This window comes from Streptomyces sp. NPDC057099 (assembly GCF_042671245.1).
Taxonomy (GTDB): Bacteria; Actinomycetota; Actinomycetes; order Streptomycetales; family Streptomycetaceae; genus Streptomyces; species Streptomyces purpurascens.
Map to the genome: position 1 here is coordinate 118,578 of NZ_JBHUTX010000002.1, position 19,879 is coordinate 138,456.

Below are 19,879 nucleotides of genomic sequence, written 5' to 3' on the forward strand. Positions count from 1 at the left end.
GGAGCGATGGCACGGCTGGCGGGGCGGCGGGCGCTGTTCGCCGTCCCTGTCCTGCTCGTCGTCACCTTCGGCGTGTTCGCGATCGCCGCCGCCTCCCCGTTCGACCCCGTCAAGGCGTACGCCGGCACCGCCGCGCTCGGCGCCGACCAGCAGACCCTGGACCGGCTGCGCGAGAACCTCGGCGCGGACCGGCCCTTCGCCGCCCGCTGGTGGCAGTGGCTGACCTCCGCGCTCACCGGCGACCTCGGCGACTCCAGCGTGCTGCGGCAGCCGGTCGCCCAGGTGATCGGCGAACGGCTCGTGTGGTCCTCGCTGCTGTGCGCGGTCGCCTTCGCCGCCGCGGTGCTGGTGGGCACGGTCCTCGGCCTGCTCGCCGCCCGCCGGCCCGGCTCGCTCCTCGACCGGACCGTCACCTCCCTCGCCTACACCCTGGAGGCGGCCCCGGTCTTCTGGATCGCCCTGCTCGCCGTCTGGCTGTTCGCCCTCCAGTGGGACGTCCTCCCGGCGGGCGGCCTGACCGACACCGCCAGCGAACAGGTCACGGCGGGACAGGTCGCGAGCCACCTCGTCCTGCCCGCCGGGGTCCTCGCGGTCTCCCAACTGCCCTGGTTCACGCTCTACGTCCGCCAGGGCGTCGGCGACGCCCTGGCCGAGGACCCCGTACGCGGCGCCCGCGCCCGCGGCCTGAGCGAAGGCACCGTCCTGCGCGGCCACGCCCTGCGCTCCGGAGTGCTGCCGGTGCTCACCCTGATCGGCTCCCGCGTGCCCGAACTCATCACCGGGGCCCTGCTGGTGGAGAGCGTCTTCAGCTGGCCGGGCATCGCCGCCGCCACCGTCGAGGCGGCCACCGCCGTCGACTTCCCGCTGCTCGCCGCCCTGACGACCCTGGCCACCGCCGCCGTCCTCGCCGGGAACCTGCTCGCCGACCTGCTCTACGGACTGTTCGACCCGAGGGTGAAGCTCAGTGACATGTGACGCACCGGCACCGGCCGAGACCGAGTGGCGCTCGCACGGCCCGAAACGCCGCTCCACCCGCATGCTGCGCGTGCGCACCTCCGCCGTGCTGGTGGGCGCGACCGTCCTCGCCGTGCTGCTCGTACCGCCGCTGGTCCAGCTCGACCAGCAGGCCGTCGACCTCGCCGCCAAGCTCCGACCGCCGTCCTGGGCCCACCCCTTCGGCACCGACGACGTCGGCCGCGACCTGCTGCTGCGCTGCGTCTACGGCCTGCGCGTCTCGCTGCTCGTCGGAGTGGCGGCGGCGCTGACGGCGACGGTGGTCGGCACGGCCGTGGGCGCGGCGGCGGGTGCCCTGGGCGGCTGGGCCGACCGTGCCCTGATGCGGGTGGTCGACGCGTTCTCGTCCGTGCCGCATCTGCTGCTCGGCATCTTCATCGTCGCGATGTTCCGCCCCGGTGTCTGGCCGGTGGTGATCTCGGTGGCGCTGACCCACTGGCTGTCCACGGCCCGGATCGTCCGCGCCGAGGTGCTGTCCCTGCGCTCCAGGCCCTACGTCGACGCCGCCGTCTCCGGCGGGGCGTCCCGGTGGCGGGTGACCGTACGGCATCTGCTGCCCGCCGTCCTTCCCCAAGCCGCGCTGGCCGCCGTGCTGATGGTGCCGCACGCCATGTGGCACGAGTCGGCGCTGTCCTTCCTCGGACTCGGGCTGCCCGCGCACACGGCGAGCCTCGGCACCTTGATCCAGACGGCCCGCGGCTCCCTGCTCGCCGGACAGTGGTGGCCGACCCTGTTCCCGGGCCTGTTCCTCATCGTCCCCACCCTCGCGATCGCCGGCCTCGCCGGAGCCTGGCGGGAGCGGATCCATCCCCGCCACCGATCGGAGCTGATGCTGTGAGCACCGGAGTCGAGACCGGGCCGGGTGACATCGCCGCGGCGCCGGTCGGGGACGAGCCCGTGCTGTCCGTGCGCGGCCTCTCCGTGCGGTTCCTCATGCCCGGCGGACGACGTGTCGCCGCCGTCACCGATGCCCGGTTCGACGTGGCGGCCGGGGAGTGTCTGGCCCTGATCGGGGAGAGCGGCTGCGGCAAGTCCGTGCTGGCCTCGGCCCTGCTCGGCCTGCTCCCCGGCAACGCGCAGACCGCCGGAGCGGCTCACCTCGGCGACCTGGACCTGCTCGCGGCCGACGAGCGGACCCTCGCCCGTACCGTACGGGGCCGGCTCATCGGCCTCGTACCGCAGAGCCCGGCCGCCCACCTCACCCCCGTGCGCACCGTCCGCTCCCAACTGGAGGAGACGGTCGCCGCGTTGACCGCGACCCGGGGACGCGCCGCCCTGCGCGCCGCCGCCGAGGCCGCCGCCGAACGGGCCGCGTTCCCCGCGGACCACCTCGACCGCCACCCCCACCAGCTCTCCGGAGGCCTGGCCCAGCGCGCCGCCACCGCCCTCGCCCTCGTCGGCGACGCGCCCCTGCTGCTCGCCGACGAACCGACCACCGGGCTCGACCGCGACCTGGTGGACCGTACGGTCGACGAACTGCGGCGGCACGTCGACGAGCCGGGGGAGAGCGGCGGCCGGGGACGGGGCCTGCTGATGATCACCCATGACCTGACCGCCGCCGAGCGCATCGCCGACCGGGTCGCCGTGATGTACGCGGGCCGGATCGCCGAACTGGCCACCGCCGAGGACTTCTTCGGCTCACCCGGGCCCCGCCACCCCTACAGCCGCGGCCTGCTCCAGGCCCTCCCCGACCGCGCGTTCACGCCCGTCCCCGGCATGCCGCCCGAACTCGGCGACCTCCCCGACGGCTGCGCCTTCGCCGCCCGCTGCGACCGGGCCACCGGCACCTGTGCCGCCCCGCCGCCCCCGGGCACGGTCGCCTGCCACCACCCTCACCTGCCGGAGGACGCCCGTGCTTGAACTGCGTTCCATCACCGCCGGATACACCAGGAACGCGCCCGTGGTCCGGGGCGTCTCCCTGACCGTGGCACCGGGCGAGTCCGTCGGCCTGCTCGGCCCGAGCGGCTGCGGCAAGTCCACCCTGGCGCGGGTCGCGGCCCTGCTGCACCGGCCCGACTCCGGAACCCTCGTCCTCGACGGCGCCCCCGTACGGCACTGGCGCCACCGCGCTCCGCGCGCCCTGCGCACCGCCTTCGGGGTCGTCTTCCAGCAGGCCCGACTCTCCGCCGATCCCCGGCTGCCGCTCACCGACCTGATCGCCGAACCCCTGCGGGCCACCGGCCGGAGCAAGGAAATCGCCGACCGCGTGGCCGAGTTGGTCCCCGTCGTCGGCCTCACCCCCGACCTGCTGGCCCGACGGCCGCACGAGGTCAGCGACGGCCAGCTGCAACGCGCCTGCCTCGCCCGGGCCCTCGTGCTGCGCCCGCGCCTGCTGGTGTGCGACGAGATGACCGCCATGCTCGACGCCTCCACCGCCGCCGCCCTGGTCGCGGCCGTCGAGGACTACCGGGCCGCGACCGGCGCCGCCCTGCTGGCCGTCGGCCACGACCGCACCCTGCTCGGGCGCTGGTGTGACCGTACTGTCGACTGGGACAGCCTGTCCTGAGACGCCCTGCCTACGGGATGCGGCGTTCGGTCACGGTTCAGTGATCGTCCCAGTGCCCCTCGTGGCCGGCGTGACGGTGGCCGTCGTGCACGTAGTCGGTGTGGTCGCCGTGCCGCACGGCCAGATGGCCGCAGTCGTCGCCGTGCTGGTGGTCGTGGTTCTGGTGCACGGTGTGGCCGCCGTTCGCGCACTCGTCGACGTGGCCTTCGTGCATCCGGTGGATGTGGCCGTCGTGGGCGTAGTCCGTGTGGTCGCCGTGGGTGAAGGCGACATGCCCGCAGTCCTCGCCGTGGGCGTGCGGGTGGTCCTCGTGCGTGATGTGCTCGGCGGTGGTCATGGGTGTGGCTCCTCAGGTGTGGGCGCTACGGCCCCTGGCCCTTCGGCGGGGCTCCGGTGCGGCGGCAGGACCATATGACGATTTCTGCGTACATTGTCCGAGCACTCGCCGCCGTCCGCCATCTGACGGAACACGAAGGGGCCATGCGGGCCCCAGGCCGTGTCCGACCTAGCGCACCGCGACGACCACGCAACTGTCCCCGTACTGCCAGACCGGCCCCGCCGTGCCGAACCCCGCCTGCCGCAGCAGCTCCAGATGGGCCGAGAGGGGCAGTTCCGCGGGGCGGCCGCTGTCGAGCGGCTCCTCCCGGCGGCGGCGTTCCGCGAGGAGGTCGGTCAGCTCGGGGTCGCGGGAGAGGGCGGTCCACCAGGAGCCCCAGTCCTCGTGGGCGAACACCCGCTGCCGGTCGGCCCGGCACCGCCCGACATGGGCGGCGATCCCGGCCGGGCCCGCGGCGTCCTGGGGGAGATGGTCGCCGTTGACGAGGACACCCCCGGGCCGCAGCAGCGAGGCGAGTTGCCGGTAGGTGCGCAGCAGGGTGTCACGGTCGAGGTAGTGCAGGGCCGTCGTGGAGACGGCCGCGTCCAGGGGCCGGTCCAGGCCGAGCGTCCCGGTCCAGCCGGGTGCGCCGATCTCCGCGTCGACATAGCGGGCCGCGTCCGGGTGGTGGGTCCGGCCCAGCTCCAGCAGGACGGGGTCCCGGTCCACGGCCACGATCTCCGCGTCCGGCAGCCGCCGGACCAGCCGCGCCGCCAGGGAGCCGGGCCCGCAGCCCAGATCGACGACGAGCGGCCGGACCCCGCGCCCCGCCGTGACGTGCTCGACGACATCGGCGATCACCGTGAACCGCTCCTCGCGGTCGACGGCGTACCGCTGCTGCTGGAGCTCCCAGCGCTCCACCCACCGCTCCGCCGTCGCCAGACTCAGCCCCATCCGGACGCGCCACCTTGCCGTCTCGCACCTGACTCCTGCCGGCCCGAGCCTACAGGTGGAAACGGTTCCCATTACGCATAGTTGGCGGAGTCACTGGAGTGACGCAAGGACGGACAGCAGCCGGTCGATCTCCTCAACGGTGTTGTACACATGCAGACTCACCCGCACCGAACCGGTCTTCTCGCCCGCGTCGCCCTGGCAGTGGTGGTCGGAGCGGACCATGAAACCGTGGCTGAAGAGGATGAAGCCCAGGTCACCCGAGTCGATGGCGCGGTGCCGCAGGGTCACGATGCTCTGGCGCCGCTGCACGGTCGAGTCGGCCGCCAGGCTGAGCGGACAGCCGAGGATCTCGTAGCCGTCCAGACGGCGCAGCCCGTCGGTGAGCCGGGCCGCCAGGGCGACGGTCCACCGCTCGATGCGCTCCACTCCGGCGGCGTCCAGCCAGTCCAGGGCCGCTTCGAGCGAGGCGATGCCCACGGTGTTCGGGGTGCCGCTCCACCCGCCGGGCGTGAACGCCGGGCCGCGCGCCTGCCGGGCCCACACCGCCCCCGACCCCGGCAGGGCCAGCGCCTTGTGCCCGGAGAAGACCACGAAGTCGACGTCCGACTCGGCCACGGACACCGGCAGATGCCCGACGCTCTGGGCCGCGTCCAGACAGATGACCGCGTCCGGCCCGACCGCCTCGCGGATGCGGTGCACATTCATGTCGCCGCCGTACACGTGGTGCACATGGGTCGTGGCGACGAACCGGGTGCGCGGCCCGGCCCGTTCGGCCAGCACGGTGTGGTCGTAGTCCCCGGAACCGCTCTGGTACGGCATCGGCAGCACCCGGACGTGCACGCCCTCCCGAGCGAGCAGCCCCTGGGCCTCCAGCCAGGGCGTGATGTTGGCCTGGTGGTCGGCGTCCGGTACGACGATCTCGTCGCCGTCGCGCAGGAACCCCGGCAGCCAGTCGCGGGCGATCGTCCGCAGCCCCTCGGTCGTGCCGCTCGTGAAATGAACGGCCGACCGCTCCGGCCGGCCGTCCCCGAGGAACCGGGCGACGCGCTCGCGGGTCCGCTCCACCAGCTCCGTGGTCCGGTTGGCCCAGGTGTAGGTGCCGCGCCCGGAGTTGGCGTTGCTGGTGGTGAGGTACGTCTGCACGGCGTCCAGGACGGCCTGCGGCTTCTGGGACGTGGCCGCGCTGTCCAGGTACGCCAGCTCCGGGTGTCCGGTGACGATCGGGAACTGGGCGCGCAGCGCCTGCTGCCACTGGTGCAGGTCCTCGCGGGTGATCGGTGCGGTCATGGCCGTCAGTCCCGCACCAGGGGCGCGCCCGCGTCCCGCCAGGCGATGATGCCGCCGGTCAGGCTGCGCACCTCGGCATGCCCCATCCGGGTCAGCAGCGCCGCGTACCGCGCGGACTGCTCGCCCACCGGACACGCCAGCAGCACCGGCCGGCTCCGGCTGAACGGCAGGCCGCCCCGCAGGAGTTCGGCGAACAGCTCGTCGACGATGTTGACCGACCCGTCGATGTGCAGCGCCGCGTACGCGAACGGGCTGCGCAGGTCGACCACGAGCGGCCCGTCGGTGTCGATCCAGCGCCGGGCGTCGGCCACGGTGACCGACGGCGCCCCGCGCACCTCGGCCTCGGTCAGATCGGCCACCGAGTTCCTCCGGGCCGGCCGGCCCAGTAGATCGGGCCGCCGCTGACCGACGTAGCTCAGATAGCTCTCGACCCGGTCGCAGACGATGAACACCGCCGTCCGGCGCTCGCTCAACTCCTCGTCGAGGGCGCGCAGATGACGCACCGCGCCGAAGTAGGCCGCGCCCCCGGTGGGTCCGCCCATGATGCCGCAGCGGCGGTTGAGGGTCAGCATCCCCTCGATGGCCTCGTCGGCGCTCACCGACTCCATCGTGTCGTAGGTCTCCGGGTCGAACAGGCCGACCTCCTGCACCTCGTCGATCGTGCGGATGCCGGGGATGAAGTCGGACTTGGCCGCGACCAGTCCGACCACCCGCACCGCGGGGTCCTCCTCCCGCAGCGCGCGGGCCACGCCCGTGGAGGAACCGGCCGTTCCCACGCAGGCGACGAACCAGTCCGGCACCCGGCCGTCCAGGTCCTTGACGATCTCCGGGCCGGTCCCGGTCAGATGGGCCTCGGTGTTGCGCGGGTTGAAGTACTGGTCGGTGTGCAGATAGGCGCTGCCGGAGGCGGACAGTGTCCGGTGGAAGAGGGTCAGCGGATCGTCCGTCGCGGTCGGGTCCAGACACTCGCTCTGCCCCGGCAGCTCCTCGATCTCCGCGCCGAGCAGCAGCAGGAGGTCCTTGATCTCCGGTACCCGCATCCGGTTGGTGACGCTCTTGAAGCCCAGTCCGTGCATGCCCGCGACGACCGCCAGCGCCTTCGCCGTGTTGCCGCTGGACAACTCCACGACCTGGCTGCCGTGTTCGACCGCCTCGGAGAGCAGCGGGCGGGCCATGCTCCAGGCCGCCCGGTCCTTGACCGAGCCCCAGGGGTTGAGCATCTCCAGCTTGGCGAACAGGTCGATGTTCCGCAGCCCGTGCACGGCCGGGTCCAGCCGCACCAGCGGCGTGTTGCCTATCGCCTCCGTGATGCTGTCGTACCTCACTGGGCTCCCCCCGAGGGCGTGATCGGCCAGAACTGGTCGTCGAGGCACCAGCGCCACCCGTCGCCGTCCTGCCAGGCGGCGACCTTGCGGGCGGCGGGCTGGTGCTGGGCGCGGGTGGCGTGGAAGTCCATGGCGTACCCGGCGGTGTTGGCGAACGCCAGCAGGTCGCCGGGCACGGGACGGCGCGGCAGGAAGACCGTGCGCCGGGTGATCAGGTCGGTCTCCAGGCAGAGGCTGCCGAAGAGGTGGACGGCGACGGGCCCTTCGCCCGGCCCGGCTCCACTCCGGGGCACCACCACGGGGTCCATCAGCACTCCGTGGTCCTCCAGGGCGATGTCGTCCGCCTTCGCGGCCAGCCGCACGAGCAGTTCCCCGCCGGTCTCCTGGCCGTCGCGGACCTCCAGCACCTTCGCCAGCGTCAGCCCGCACTGGTCCAGCAGCGCCCGCCCGGGCTCGGTGTGCAGGTCGTACAGGTGCTCCAGCAGCAGTCCGGCCAGCGGACGGCCGCCCAGGGAGACGGCGGGCTGCGCCAGCAGCTCGTCCAGGTAGGCCGCCCCGGCGACGGACCGGTGGGCCGGGTAGAGGCCGAGCGTGCCGCGCAGGGTGCCGGACTCGTTCCGCAGCCCGTAGCCGTGCCCGCCCCAGGTCAGAGGTGGGCGCCGACCCAGGACGGCGGACGTCAGCGCCGTCGTGTACGCCTCCCACTGCTCCCGCTCGGCGAGGTAGCTGACCCCGAACCCGCCGCCTACGTCCACGGCCCGGGGCCTGAGCCCCCGGCTCCGGCACGCCTCCAAAGCCGCCAGGCACCCTTCGAGGGCGGTCGCCTTCTCCGCGACGCTGGTGGTGTCCAGATGAAAGGCCACGCCCGTCGGCTCCACCGCGTCACCGTGCCGCTCGACCGCCTCCAGCAGCGCCTCCAACTCCCGTACGGGCGTACCGAACCGGCTGAGCCGGCTGAGCACTCTCACCCCCGACGTCTCGAACCCCGACAGCCGCAGCAGCACCCGCACCGGGGCCAGCGTGTGCTTGCGCACCAGCGCGCCGAGCTGGTCCAGCTCGGCCACCCCGTCGACGCTGACCGTGACCCCCGCGCGGGCCGCGAGCCACAGGAACTCGGGGTTCTTCGGCCCGGTGGCGGTGATCCGGTCGGCGGAGAAACCGGCACCGAGCGCGTGCTGTAACTCGCCCAGCGACGCGACGTCCACGCCCGCGTCGGTCGCGGCGAGGCGGCGCAGCAGCGCGCTGGACCGGTTGGCCTTGTGGGCGTAGAACACCTGGCCCGACAGGTGATGCGCCCGGTACACGGACCGGAAGCGCTCCAGATTCTCGGCGATCTGGTCCGGCACCACCACGTGCAGCGGTGAACCGAGCGCGTCGGTGAGCGAGTGCAACGTCCCGGTCGCCGCCACGAGCGACCTGAGCCGTGGTTCCAGCCGCGGTTCGAGAAACAAGGGCCGGCCGTCCATGCGCGCTCCCTCCCCTGAAGCCGCTGCGCCCGGCATCCGGGCACGTCGGACACTCCCCGCGTTTCGCCGTATAGCCCATATCCATTCTTCGGTCGCTTTACGCCCTGAAGGCCCGGTCCTGTCCGGTCACCGATGTGAAGCGGATCACGGACGGACTCGGCCTGTCCTGGCGCCGATCCCCCGTAGCACGCCGGTGACATTCGGGACGGACCCGTAGCAGGCGGACAGGGCAACGTATGCGGGCGGTGGCGGGTCGTACGGGGTGCAAGGGCTGAAGCCCGCGCATTCGACAGGTAGGACCAGGGGGAAACATGGGGGAGACCATGCAGATTCGCGCCCGAGGCATCCGTACGACCGTGGCCGCGCTGGCGGCCGTGGCCGGTGTCGCCGCAGCCGCCGTACCGGCCGCCGCCGCACCGGCCGGCGCCACACCGCGGTTCCTGGCGCCGGCGGAACTGCCGCCGCACCCGACCTCGCCCTGGTACGCCGGTCCCGTCACGGCCGGTCAGCCGGACCCGCTGCCGGTGTGCGTGGGCGATGCCCTGCCGTCCATCGCGAGCCACCGCTCCTACTGGACGGAGTTCGACACCAACGCCCAGCAGATCACGGTCGTGGAGCGCAGCGAACAGCGGGCCGAGGACTTCGCGGCGCTCCTGCGCAAGGACATCGCCGGCTGCGCGAAGAAGCTGATGGAGCAGGACCCCGACCTGACGGCGACCCAGAAGTCCTACGGCCGCCTGAACGTCGAGGAGGGCGCCCACGTCTACGGCCTCCACACCGCCTCGGCATGGGGTTCCTCCGACATCGGCCTGTTCTCGGTCGGCCGCGACGGCCGGACCGTGACGGTCGTCCTGTGGGGCCAGATGGGCACCTTCCAGCACGCCCAGGTGGCCGACTTCAAGAAGACCACCGTCACGGCCGTCAACAAGCTGTACTGACCGCCCTGCGCTCTCAGATGTCCCGGAACGTCTCGATCTGCGCCCCGATCGAGTTCAGCCGCTCCGCCAGGTCCTCGTAACCCCGGTTGATGACGTACACGTTGCGCAGCACCGACGTGCCCTCGGCCGCCATCATCGCCAGGAGGACGACCACGGCGGGGCGCAGGGCGGGCGGGCACATCATCTCGGCGGCGCGCCAGCGGGTCGGGCCCTCGACCAGGACGCGGTGGGGGTCCAGCAGTTGCAGCCGGCCGCCGAGGCGGTTCAGGTCGGTCAGGTAGATGGCGCGGTTGTCGTAGACCCAGTCGTGGATGAGGGTCTGGCCCTGGGCGACCGCCGCGATGGCCGCGAAGAACGGGACATTGTCGATGTTCAGGCCGGGGAACGGCATGGGGTGGATCTTGTCGATCGGCGCCTCCAGCTTGGAGGGCCGGACGGTGAGGTCCACCAGCCGGGTGCGGCCGTTGTCGGCGAAGTACTCGGGCGTGCGGTCGTGGTCGAGGCCCATCTCCTCGAGCACCGCCAGCTCGATCTCCAGGAACTCGATCGGCACCCGGCGCACCGTCAGATGCGACTCGGTGACGACGGCCGCGGCGACCAGGCTCATCGCCTCGACCGGGTCCTCGGAGGGGGAGTAGTCCACGTCGACGTCGATGGTGGGCACACCGTGCACGGTGAGCGTGGTGGTGCCGATGCCGTCGACCTTGACGCCCAGCGCCTCCAGGAAGAAGCACAGGTCCTGGACCATGTAGTTGGAGGAGGCGTTGCGGATGACGGTGATGCCGTCGTGCCGGGCGGCGGCGAGCAGCGCGTTCTCGGTGACCGTGTCGCCGCGCTCGGTCAGCACGATCGGACGCTCGGGGCGGACCGAGCGGTCCACCACGCCGTGGTACTGGCCCTCGGTCGCGGCGATGTCGAGACCGAACCGGCGCAGCGCGATCATGTGCGGCTCGACCGTGCGCGTGCCGAGGTCGCAGCCGCCGGCGTAGGGCAGCTTGAAGTGGTCCATGCGGTGCAGCAGCGGGCCGAGGAACATGATGATCGAGCGGGTGCGGCGGGCCGCGTCCGCGTCGATCGCCGCCAGGTCCAGCTCGGCCGACGGCACGATCTCCAGGTCGACGCCGTCGTTGATCCACCGGGTGCGGACGCCGATGGAGCCCAGCACCTCGAGGAGGCGGTAGACCTCCTCGATGCGGGCGACGCGGCGCAGCACGGTGCGCCCCTCGTTGAGCAGTGAGGCGCACAGCAGCGCCACGCACGCGTTCTTGCTCGTCTTCACGTCGATGGCGCCGGACAGCCGGCGCCCGCCGACCACCCGCAGATGCATCGGACCGGCGTAGCCGAGCGACACGATCTCGCTGTCGAGGGCCTCCCCGATGCGCGCGATCATCTCAAGGCTGATGTTCTGGTTGCCGCGCTCGATCCGGTTGACGGCGCTCTGGCTGGTACCGAGCGCCTCGGCAAGCTGCGACTGCGTCCAGCCCCGGTGCTGCCGGGCGTCACGGATGAGCTTGCCGATGCGTACGAGGTAGTCGTCTGCCATGAGGTTGAGGTTATCTCAGATATGAGATGGAGACCGGTTGGGGGGTCCATCCGGGTGACGGGACGTCAATCCCGCCGCCCGGCCCGCCCGGCGGCTCAGTGTCGCCGCGCCTTCGTGGTACGCCGCCATCCGAAAGGTCCGGGCAGATCCATCGATGTCGTACGACGTCCCGTACTGCTGCGCGTGTACCGCGGGCCGTTCTTCCCGCCGCCGGTGGTGATGGACCAGGAGCGCTTGTTGATGTTCAGTCGCACCCCCGGGAGGATCCGGAAACTCTTGCGGAACGTGAGCGGCATGCCTGTCTCCCTTCCGTTCGTGGCGTGGATACCTGGTTCGGATACCCCGGGAAGGGACGCGCATGACCGCGTGACGGGTGCCGGGGCATGACCATCCGGCCCTCGTGTATTAGAGTTATCTCGACATCGAGATATCTGCCGAGGTGACACCGCAGCCGCGCGACACCATCGGTCCGGCGGTAAGGGCTACCTAACTTAGCCTTACCTTAGCGGATCGGCCAAGTAGTCGTGGCGGCAGGATCGTGGTGGTACGCGCACATCAATGAAGGAGACTGTCGTGTCGGCGAACAGCTTCGACGCCCGCAGCACGCTGCAGGTGGGCGACGAGTCGTACGAGATCTTCCGGCTGGACAAGGTCGAGGGCGCCGCGCGCCTCCCTTACAGCCTGAAGGTGCTGCTGGAGAACCTCCTCCGCACCGAGGACGGCGCGAACATCACCGCCGACCACATCCGCGCCCTTGGTGGCTGGGACTCGCAGGCCCAGCCGGCCCAGGAGATCCAGTTCACGCCGGCCCGCGTGATCATGCAGGACTTCACCGGCGTTCCCTGTGTCGTGGACCTCGCGACCATGCGTGAGGCCGTCAAGGAGCTGGGCGGCGACCCGGCGAAGATCAACCCCTTGGCCCCGGCCGAGCTGGTCATCGACCACTCCGTCATCGCCGACAAGTTCGGCACCAACGACGCCTTCGCGCAGAACGTCGAGCTGGAGTACGGCCGCAACCGCGAGCGCTACCAGTTCCTGCGCTGGGGCCAGACCGCGTTCGACGAGTTCAAGGTCGTCCCGCCCGGCACCGGCATCGTCCACCAGGTGAACATCGAGCACCTGGCGCGCACGGTCATGGTCCGAGGCGGCCAGGCGTACCCCGACACCCTCGTCGGCACCGACTCGCACACCACCATGGTCAACGGCCTGGGCGTCCTCGGCTGGGGCGTCGGCGGCATCGAGGCCGAGGCCGCCATGCTCGGCCAGCCGGTCTCCATGCTCATCCCGCGCGTCGTCGGCTTCAAGCTGACCGGCGAGCTGAAGCCCGGCACCACCGCCACCGACCTGGTCCTCACGATCACCGAGATGCTGCGCAAGCACGGCGTCGTCGGCAAGTTCGTCGAGTTCTACGGCGAGGGCGTGGCCGCCACGTCGCTCGCCAACCGCGCCACCATCGGCAACATGTCGCCGGAGTTCGGCTCCACCGCCGCGATCTTCCCGATCGACGACGAGACCCTGAACTACCTCAAGCTCACCGGCCGCTCCGAGCAGCAGGTCGCGCTCGTCGAGGCGTACGCCAAGGAGCAGGGCCTCTGGCTCGACCCGGCCGCCGAGCCCGACTTCTCCGAGAAGCTCGAGCTCGACCTGTCGACGGTCGTCCCCTCCATCGCCGGCCCGAAGCGCCCGCAGGACCGAATCGTCCTCGCGAACGCCGCCGAGCAGTTCAAGCAGGACGTCCTCAACTACGTCGACACCGTCGACGAGTCCGGCAAGGAATCCTTCCCGGCCTCGGACTCCCCGGCCGTCGCCCCGAACGGCGCCCCGTCCAACCCGGTCACCGTGACCGCCCCCGACGGCACGTCGTACGAGATCGACCACGGCGCGGTGACGGTCGCGGCCATCACCTCCTGCACCAACACCTCCAACCCGTACGTCATGGTCGCCGCCGCCCTGGTGGCCAAGAAGGCGGTGGAGAAGGGCCTGACCCGCAAGCCGTGGGTCAAGACCACCCTCGCCCCGGGCTCCAAGGTCGTCACCGACTACTTCGAGAAGTCGGGCCTGACCCCGTACCTCGACAAGGTCGGCTTCAACCTCGTCGGCTACGGCTGCACCACCTGCATCGGCAACTCCGGCCCGCTGCCGGACGAGGTCTCCAAGGCCGTCAACGACCACGACCTCGCCGTCACCTCGGTCCTCTCCGGCAACCGGAACTTCGAGGGCCGTATCAACCCCGACGTCAAGATGAACTACCTGGCGTCCCCGCCGCTGGTCGTGGCCTACGCGATCGCCGGCTCCATGAAGGTCGACATCACCCGTGACGCCCTGGGCACCGACCAGGACGGCAAGCCGGTCTTCCTCGCGGACATCTGGCCCTCCGAGGCCGAGGTGAACGACGTCGTCGCCAACGCCATCGGCGGGGACATGTTCTCCAAGTCCTACTCGGACGTCTTCGCGGGCGACGCCCAGTGGCAGGCGCTGCCGATCCCGACCGGCAACACCTTCGAGTGGGACGCCGAGTCGACCTACGTCCGCAAGCCCCCGTACTTCGAGGGCATGACGATGGAGACCACCCCGGTCTCCGACATCTCCGGCGCCCGCGTGCTCGCCAAGCTCGGCGACTCGGTGACCACGGACCACATCTCGCCCGCCGGTGCCATCAAGGCCGACACCCCGGCCGGCAAGTACCTCACCGAGCACGGCATCGAGCGGCGTGACTTCAACTCCTACGGCTCGCGCCGAGGCAACCACGAGGTCATGATCCGCGGCACCTTCGCCAACATCCGCCTGCGCAACCAGATCGCGCCGGGCACGGAGGGCGGCTACACCCGGGACTTCACGCAGGACGGCGGCCCGGTCGCCTTCATCTACGACGCCTCGCGCAACTACATCGAGCAGGGCACCCCGCTGGTCATCCTGGCCGGCAAGGAGTACGGCTCCGGTTCGTCCCGTGACTGGGCCGCCAAGGGCACCGCCCTCCTCGGCGTCAAGGCCGTCGTCGCCGAGTCCTACGAGCGCATCCACCGCTCCAACCTCATCGGCATGGGCGTCGTCCCGCTGCAGTACCCGGAGGGCCAGTCCGCCGAGTCCCTCGGCCTGACCGGCGAGGAGTCCTTCTCCATCGCCGGCATCACCGAGCTGAACGACGGCACCACCCCCCGTACGGTCAAGGTCACCACCGACACCGGTGTGGAGTTCGACGCGGTCGTCCGCATCGACACCCCCGGTGAGGCGGACTACTACCGCAACGGCGGCATCCTGCAGTACGTGCTGCGCAGCCTGATCCGCAAGTAAGCGGACCGGTAGGGCGGTTCGAGGCAGTTCGAGGGCCGCGTCCCCGGGTGACCGGGGGCGCGGCCCTCGCCGTTCCCACGGGGACATCGGCGGTGCTCAGCCTGAACACAGGGTTCCCCCAGCGGACCGGGACAGGATCGGTACATGTCTGGCACCCCCGGGTCCCTGCGCACCCGGCTCCTCGTCCGCATCGGCGCCGCCCTCGTCGCCGTCTGCGCCGCGATGGCGCTCGCCGCCGTCCTCGCCCAGCGGGCCCTGCTGCTGGACCATCTCGACGGCCGCGTCATGGACGCCGCCGAACAGGGCCTGGCCGGGTCCTCGCTCCGGCCCGGCGACGACCGGGACCTGACGTTGCTCGACGGGAACGGCCACCCCGAGGGGCTGCTCGCGGCCCGGCTCGACGCGCATGGCGCGGTCACCGCCGCGGCGGTCACCGGCCCGGACGGCACGCCCCGGACCCTCACCGCCGGTCAGCGCGCCGCCCTGCGCGGCATCGCCCCCGGCGGCACACCCCGCACCCGGACCGTCCCCGGCCTCGGCACCTACCGGGTCACGGGGCTGTCCGCGAGCGGGGTCCGGATCCTCGCCGGGCTGCCCATGGACGACGTACGGGACGTGCTGAACCGCCTGGTCGTGGTCGAGGCGGTCGTCGGGGCCGCCGGGCTCGCCGTCGCGGGCGGCGTCTGCGCCGTGGTCGTCCGGCGTCAGCTGCGCCCCCTCGGCCGGGTCGCCGCCACCGCCGCCGCTCTCGCCCGGGCGCCGCTCGGCCACGACCGGCCCACCGGACTGCCCCGGGTGGCCGAGGCGGACACCGACCCCGGCAGCGAGGCCGGGCAGGTCGGCGCCGCGCTCAACCGCATGATCGACCAGGTCGAGAGCGACCGCGCCGCACGCCGGCGCGACGAGGAACGGATGCGCCGCTTCCTAGCCGACGCCGGCCATGAACTCCGCACCCCCCTCGCCTCGATCGTCGGATACGCCGAACTCATGAACCGGGGCACCGGCCCGGTCGAGCCGATGCTGGCCTGGCGCCGGGTCTCCGCCGAGTCGGCGCGGATGACGGGCCTGGTCGAGGACCTCCTGCTGCTGGCCCGGCTCGACGAGGGCCGCCCCCTGCGGTCCGCCGAGGTGGACCTGGTGGCCCTGGTCGCCGAGGCCGTCCGGGAGGCACGGGCGGCGGACCCGGACCGCACCTGGCGACTGGCGCTGCACCTCGACGCGCCGGCGCTGGTCGTCGGCGACGAGACGGGGCTGGGCAAGGCCGTGGCGAACCTGCTCGCCAACGCCCGCGCGCACACCCCGCCCGGCACCACGGTCGTGGCCGCGGTGGAGGCCACCGCCGAGCGACGCGTCGTCCGCGTCCGCGACGACGGCCCCGGCATCCCGCCGCACCTCCTCGCCTCGGTCTTCGACCGCTTCACCCGCGCCGACGCCTCCCGCTCGCGCCGCGGCCCGGGCGACGCCGGGTCCGGCCTCGGCCTGGCCGTCGTCGAGGCGATCGCGTCGGCGCACGGCGGGCGCACCACCGTGCGCAGCGCACCGGGGCACACCGAGTTCACCGTGGAGCTGCCTCCCGCGCCGGAGAGGGAAGGTGAGCTGCCTTTGCCGGTCGAGGTGCCGGAGCTCTCCGAGCAGCGGTGACGGCGGTGTGCTGTGCGCTGGGGGACGTCGGGTTCACCGTGGAGCTGCGTCCCGCGCCGGATGCGGAGGCCGAGGTGCCGGAGTTCCCCGAGCAGCGCTGACCGGCGGCTCACTCGCCCCGGTACTTCGCCGCCGCGGCCTGGGCGAGGTCCTGTGCCTTGTCCAGGGCGGTGTCCACCGACTGCTGCCCGGCGATGGCCGAGGCGATCTGCTGGGAGACCGCCGTACCGAGCACGGCGAACTCGGGGATGCCCAGGAAGCCGATGCCGGTGTACGGGCGGGGGCCGACGCCGGGGCTCTTCGGGTCGGCGGAGTCCGTCGCCGCCGTGTACTCCTGCCGGTACCAGGCGCCGGCCGCCTGCTGGTACTCGCGGTTGGAGTAGAGCGACTTGCGGTTCCCGGCGGGCGCCGACGTCCAGCCGAGTTCCTGGCCGACCTGCTCCTGGTACTCCTTGGAGGAGGCCCAGGAGATGAACTTCCAGGCGGCGTCCTTGTCGTCGGAGGCCTTCTGGACGCCCCACGCCCAGGTCCACAGCCAGCCGGCCTTGTCGGTCCGGTCGTGCGGGGCGGGGACGTAGCCCACCTTGCCCTTGACCGAGGAGCCGTCGGCCTCGATCGACGAGGCCAGCGACGTGGCGTCGTACATCATGGCGCACTTGCCCTCGACGAAGCTGTCCAGGATCTCCAGCACGCCCATCCGGTCGGCGCCGGGCTGGCCGTGGGAGCGGAGCAGGTCGACGTAGAACCCGACGGCCTTCTTGAACTCGGGTGAGGTCAGGCGGGCGTTCCAGTCCATGTCGTACCAGGCGCCGCCGAAGGTGTTGACGACCGTGTTGATCGGGGCGAGGTTCTGGCCCCAGCCGGGCAGACCGCGCAGACAGATGCCGCTGGTGCCGTCGGTGCCGTCGACCTGGGCCGCGAGGTCGGCGACCTGCTCCCAGGTCGGCTTCGGCGGCATGGTCAGCCCCTCCTTGCGGAAGAGGTCCTTGCGGTACATCAGGAAGGAGCCCTCGCCGTAGAAGGGCTGGGCGTAGACCTTGCCGTCCTTCCCGGTCAGCGATGCCACCAGGTTCGGGAACACGTCGTCCTGGTCGAAGTCGCCGTCCGCCTTCACATAGGCGTCCAGCGGGGCGAGCCAGCCGTTGTTCGAATAGATCGGCACCTCGTACGCGCTGAGGCTCGCCACGTCGTAGTTGCCGGCCTGGGTCGCGAACTCGCGGTTCATCCGCTCCCGCGCCTCGTTCTCCGGCAGCAGGGTGTAGTCGACCGTGATGCCGGTCTCCGCGGTGAAGTGGTCCTTGGTGAGCTTCTTGAGGTTCTGCACCTGGGGCGCGTCCATCGCGAGCACCTTGAGGTCGGCCTGCTCGCCGCGGGGCGGGTCCTTGTCACCGCACCCGGCGAGAACCAGGCCGAGGACGGCCGTGCCTGCCATGGCCATCCGGAAGAGGCGGCTGCGTTTCATGACATTTCGGCCCTTACCCAGCTTTCTCTTGGTTAGGCCCACGCGAAAAAATAATGATTTATGGACGATCCCGGCGAGGTTCCCCGCGTCTGGACAACGCGTCGGCCGCCACGGCGGCCAGCAGCACCCCACCGGTGATCATGAACTGCACGGCGTCCTCGACCCCCAGCAGCCCCATGCCCGAGGCGATCGACTGGATGACCAGCACCCCGAGCAGCACCGACCAGGGCGAGCCGCGCCCGCCGAACAGACTCGTACCGCCGATGACGGCCGCCGCGATCGCGTTGATCAGCAGCATCCCGGAACCGGCGGCACGGGCCGTCGTGGGGCTCGCCGAGGTCAGCTCCGAGGCCACGAACAGCCCGCCGAACGCGGCCAGCGTCCCCGACACCATGAACATCGCGACCCGCACCCGGGCCACGCCGATGCCCGCCCGCCGCGCCGCCTCGACCCCGCCGCCGAGCGCGTACACCTGCCGCCCGTAGCGGGTGCGGCGCAGCACGTAGTCCGAGACGACCAGGACCACCAGGAAGATCAGCAGCGCGAGCGGCAGCCCCTGGAAACGGTTGAGGGTGTAGGCCGCGGCGAAGGTGATCCCCGCGAGAAGACCGGTGCGCAGCCAGATGTCACCCGTCGGCGGGTGCGGCATCCCGGCGGCCAGGTGGCGGGCGCGCTTGCGGCGGGCGGCCAGGAAGTACCCGGTCGTGCCGAGTGCCGCCGCCGTGTAGGCCGCCGCGGGGTTCTCGAAGTGGCGGCTGGTCAGGGAGGCGACCAGACCCTCCTCGTCGATGTTGATCGTGCCGCTCGCGCCCAGCAGGTAGAGCGTCAGGCCGTTCCAGATCAGCAGGCCCGCCAGCGTCACGACGAACGCGGGCACGCCGAGCGAGGCGAAGAAGAACCCGTGGAAGGCACCCACGGCCATGCCCACCGCCACCGCCACGATCACCGCGAGCCACTCCGGCATCCCCTGGTTCACGTTCAGCACCGCGAACGAGGCCCCCGCCAGGCCGCTGACGGACCCGACCGACAGATCGATCTCCCGGATCAGCAGCACGAACACGATTCCGACGGCGACCAGACCGGTCCCGACAATGCCCACGCCGAGGTTGGACAGGTTGCGCGGCGAGAGGAACTTGTCGTCCAGCCCCTGGAAGACGCACCAGATCACGATCAGCCCGGCGATGACCAGCAGCGGCCCGCGCTCGCTGCCCCGCACACTGCCGCGCACCTCCAGGGCGTACTCGCGCAGGTTGCCGGACCAGCCCCGGGTGCGCGGCGCGCGGTCGGGGGCGACCGGACCGGCGCTGCCGGGCCCGCCGTCCCGGTGCCGCTCGCCCCGGCTCACGGCCACGCCTCCTCGTCGCCCTTCGAACGATGCGCCACGGCGTTGTCCGCGGCCCCGGTGACGGAGGAGATGATCTGCTCCTGCGTCACGGTGCTCACGTCGAACAGACCGTTGTTGCGCCCGAGCCGCAGCACCGCGACCCGGTCCGCGACGGCCTTGATGTCACCCATGTTGTGGCTGATGAGGATGATCGCCATGCCGTGGTCGCGCACCTCCTCGATGAGGTCGAGCAGATGGCTGGTCTGCTCCACGCCCAGGGCGGCGGTGGGCTCGTCGAGCAGCAGGACCTTGGGCGCCCCCATGAGCGAGCGGGAGATCGCGACGGCCTGCCGCTGACCGGCGGACAGCGCCGCGACCGGCACCCGCACATCGGGGATCCGGATCGACAGGGCGCGCATCAGGTCACGGGAGCGGCGCTCCATCTCCACCTCGTCGAGGACACCGACCCGGTCGATCTCACGGCCGAGGAAGAGATTGCCTACGACGTCCAGGTTGTCGCACATGGCGAGGTCCTGGTAGACGGTCGCGATGCCCAGGGCGTGGGCGTCGTGCGGGCGTTTGATCTGCACGACCCGGCCCTCCCACTCGATGACGCCCCGGTCGGCGGGGCTGACCCCGGAGATCACCTTGATCAGCGTGGACTTGCCGGCGCCGTTGTCTCCCGCCAGGGCCACGACCTCACCGGCCCGGACCTGAAGGTCGACGTCCACGAGCGCCTGCACACCGCCGAACCGCTTGGTGATGCCGCGCAACGCCAGAACAGGGGGATGGGCCACGGGGAATCACGTCCC

17 protein-coding genes are annotated in these 19,879 nt (G+C 71.8%); 7 read left to right on the forward strand and 10 right to left on the reverse strand.

Annotation, left to right across the window (positions count from 1 at the left end; translation table 11 throughout):
- Positions 1-6: 6 nt before the first annotated feature.
- The 4 genes from ACFT4A_RS03010 to ACFT4A_RS03025 all read left to right on the forward strand — a co-directional run bounded on the left by ACFT4A_RS03010 (position 7) and on the right by ACFT4A_RS03025 (position 3,520).
- A complete protein-coding gene (locus ACFT4A_RS03010; protein WP_382825402.1) occupies positions 7-975 on the forward strand; it encodes an ABC transporter permease in 969 nt (322 codons plus the stop codon).
- Positions 965-1,852 (forward strand): ABC transporter permease, encoded by an 888-nt coding sequence (locus tag ACFT4A_RS03015; RefSeq protein ID WP_382825404.1) that lies wholly within the window; start codon positions 965-967, stop codon positions 1,850-1,852. The genes ACFT4A_RS03010 and ACFT4A_RS03015 overlap by 11 nt, the downstream gene beginning before the upstream one ends.
- A 95-nt stretch (positions 1,853-1,947) precedes the next feature.
- Positions 1,948-2,874: an ABC transporter ATP-binding protein gene (locus tag ACFT4A_RS03020; RefSeq protein ID WP_382825943.1), complete on the forward strand. Its 927-nt coding sequence runs from the start codon at positions 1,948-1,950 to the stop codon at positions 2,872-2,874.
- Positions 2,867-3,520, forward strand: coding sequence for an ABC transporter ATP-binding protein (locus tag ACFT4A_RS03025; RefSeq protein ID WP_382825406.1), 654 nt, complete (start codon positions 2,867-2,869; stop codon positions 3,518-3,520). Before ACFT4A_RS03020 ends, ACFT4A_RS03025 begins: the two co-directional genes overlap by 8 nt.
- Before the next feature lie 37 nt (positions 3,521-3,557).
- Here ACFT4A_RS03025 and ACFT4A_RS03030 read toward each other — a convergent pair whose 3' ends face one another.
- From ACFT4A_RS03030 to ACFT4A_RS03050, 5 genes are all read right to left on the reverse strand, one after another.
- The gene (locus ACFT4A_RS03030; RefSeq protein ID WP_382825408.1) at positions 3,558-3,857 is read right to left on the reverse strand and encodes a hypothetical protein; all 300 of its coding nucleotides are present in this window, start codon (positions 3,855-3,857) and stop codon (positions 3,558-3,560) included.
- A gap of 168 nt (positions 3,858-4,025) precedes the next feature.
- A complete protein-coding gene (locus ACFT4A_RS03035) occupies positions 4,026-4,790 on the reverse strand; it encodes a class I SAM-dependent methyltransferase (protein ID WP_382825410.1) in 765 nt (254 codons plus the stop codon).
- 90 nt (positions 4,791-4,880) lie between these two features.
- Positions 4,881-6,077 (reverse strand): aminotransferase class V-fold PLP-dependent enzyme, encoded by a 1,197-nt coding sequence (locus ACFT4A_RS03040; protein ID WP_382825411.1) that lies wholly within the window; start codon positions 6,075-6,077, stop codon positions 4,881-4,883.
- Positions 6,078-6,082: 5 nt separating this feature from the next.
- Entirely contained in the window at positions 6,083-7,402 is a 1,320-nt protein-coding gene (locus ACFT4A_RS03045) for a pyridoxal-phosphate dependent enzyme (RefSeq protein WP_382825413.1), read from the reverse strand.
- On the reverse strand, positions 7,399-8,868 hold the full coding sequence (locus ACFT4A_RS03050) for a Y4yA family PLP-dependent enzyme (RefSeq protein WP_382825414.1): 1,470 nt from the start codon (positions 8,866-8,868) through the stop codon (positions 7,399-7,401). The genes ACFT4A_RS03045 and ACFT4A_RS03050 overlap by 4 nt, the downstream gene beginning before the upstream one ends.
- A 311-nt stretch (positions 8,869-9,179) precedes the next feature.
- Between ACFT4A_RS03050 and ACFT4A_RS03055 the strand changes: the two genes are divergently transcribed.
- Positions 9,180-9,806, forward strand: coding sequence for a hypothetical protein (locus ACFT4A_RS03055; protein WP_382825415.1), 627 nt, complete (start codon positions 9,180-9,182; stop codon positions 9,804-9,806).
- A 13-nt stretch (positions 9,807-9,819) separates the two neighbouring features.
- Here ACFT4A_RS03055 and ACFT4A_RS03060 read toward each other — a convergent pair whose 3' ends face one another.
- Together ACFT4A_RS03060 and ACFT4A_RS03065 are read right to left on the reverse strand one after the other, a co-directional pair.
- Positions 9,820-11,349: a helix-turn-helix domain-containing protein gene (locus ACFT4A_RS03060; protein WP_382825416.1), complete on the reverse strand. Its 1,530-nt coding sequence runs from the start codon at positions 11,347-11,349 to the stop codon at positions 9,820-9,822.
- A 95-nt stretch (positions 11,350-11,444) separates the two neighbouring features.
- Complete coding sequence (locus ACFT4A_RS03065) at positions 11,445-11,645, reverse strand: DUF4236 domain-containing protein (protein WP_033308449.1); 201 nt, start codon at positions 11,643-11,645, stop codon at positions 11,445-11,447.
- Positions 11,646-11,922: 277 nt separating this feature from the next.
- On the opposite strand from ACFT4A_RS03065, the gene acnA reads away from it, so the two are divergent.
- A complete protein-coding gene (gene acnA / locus ACFT4A_RS03070; protein ID WP_382825417.1) occupies positions 11,923-14,640 on the forward strand; it encodes an aconitate hydratase AcnA in 2,718 nt (905 codons plus the stop codon).
- 144 nt (positions 14,641-14,784) lie between these two features.
- Positions 14,785-16,281: a sensor histidine kinase gene (locus ACFT4A_RS03075; RefSeq protein WP_382825418.1), complete on the forward strand. Its 1,497-nt coding sequence runs from the start codon at positions 14,785-14,787 to the stop codon at positions 16,279-16,281.
- 109 nt (positions 16,282-16,390) lie between these two features.
- Here ACFT4A_RS03075 and ACFT4A_RS03080 read toward each other — a convergent pair whose 3' ends face one another.
- From ACFT4A_RS03080 to ACFT4A_RS03090, 3 genes are read right to left on the reverse strand one after another with little or no spacing between them, the layout of a single operon-like run.
- Positions 16,391-17,743, reverse strand: a complete 1,353-nt coding sequence (locus tag ACFT4A_RS03080) for an ABC transporter substrate-binding protein (RefSeq protein WP_382825419.1) — start codon at positions 17,741-17,743, stop codon at positions 16,391-16,393.
- Positions 17,744-17,801: 58 nt separating this feature from the next.
- On the reverse strand, positions 17,802-19,088 hold the full coding sequence (locus ACFT4A_RS03085) for a sugar ABC transporter permease (RefSeq protein WP_382825420.1): 1,287 nt from the start codon (positions 19,086-19,088) through the stop codon (positions 17,802-17,804).
- Complete coding sequence (locus ACFT4A_RS03090; protein WP_382825421.1) at positions 19,085-19,864, reverse strand: ATP-binding cassette domain-containing protein; 780 nt, start codon at positions 19,862-19,864, stop codon at positions 19,085-19,087. The genes ACFT4A_RS03085 and ACFT4A_RS03090 overlap by 4 nt, the downstream gene beginning before the upstream one ends.
- Positions 19,865-19,879 lie beyond the last annotated feature (15 nt).